A 668-nucleotide genomic window follows, 5' to 3' on the forward strand; every position below is an offset into this window, starting at 1 on the left:
CTTACTCTGGCTTTTTGGGGCGTGTTTTTAAGCATCTTCCCTAACATGTTTAACATGCATGATAGCCAAACTTTCCGCTACAATTTATTCGCTCTAAACATGTCCTTAACTTATGCTTGCGGGGCGTTATGCTTGCTTTTTGCCAGTTGTTTAAGAATCAAATTGAATCAAAAAATCCTTTTTTACAGCATGGCTGTTGCCAATTTCATCAACGGCTTGCTTTCATTGGTGCAAAAAATTTATTTTAACATGCCCAGAGCACAAGGGTTTAGCACGGTTAAGGAGTATGTGGTTTTAGTGAGCGTTTCCATTTTAGGCTGTTATATTTATGCGCTTTATTCGTGTAATCAAAAAGAGAAACTTTTTTTCACGCTTTCTGTTTTTGTGGGGTTTTTAGTCGTTATTTTAAGCGCCACAAGGAGTGCGACAATCGCCTTTGTAGCTACTTTTTTAATCCTTTCTTGCTTTATTTTATACGCTAAAAAATCGCTCAAACCATTGGGTTATATGGTGGTTGTGAGTCTTATTTTGAGTGCTTTGTATATGGGGAGTAGTGCTTTAGAAAAAAAGGGGGCAATAGAGCAATCTAGGGTTCAAAACCAAAGCTTTGAAGAAGATTTGAAACGCTACGCTAAAAAAGACGCTGATAGCAGTATCGGGTGGCGTTT

The 668-nt window shown here is 38.0% G+C and carries 1 protein-coding gene; it reads left to right on the plus strand.

Annotated elements, in window-relative coordinates; all coding sequences use genetic code 11:
• Nucleotides 1-54: 54 nt before the first annotated feature.
• Nucleotides 55-668 (plus strand): O-antigen ligase family protein (locus IEY78_RS35345; RefSeq protein ID WP_229700345.1); only part of this gene is annotated, 614 nt, incomplete at its 3' end.

This window comes from Streptomyces kronopolitis (assembly GCF_014646275.1).
Taxonomy (GTDB): domain Bacteria; phylum Actinomycetota; class Actinomycetes; order Streptomycetales; family Streptomycetaceae; genus Streptomyces; species Streptomyces kronopolitis.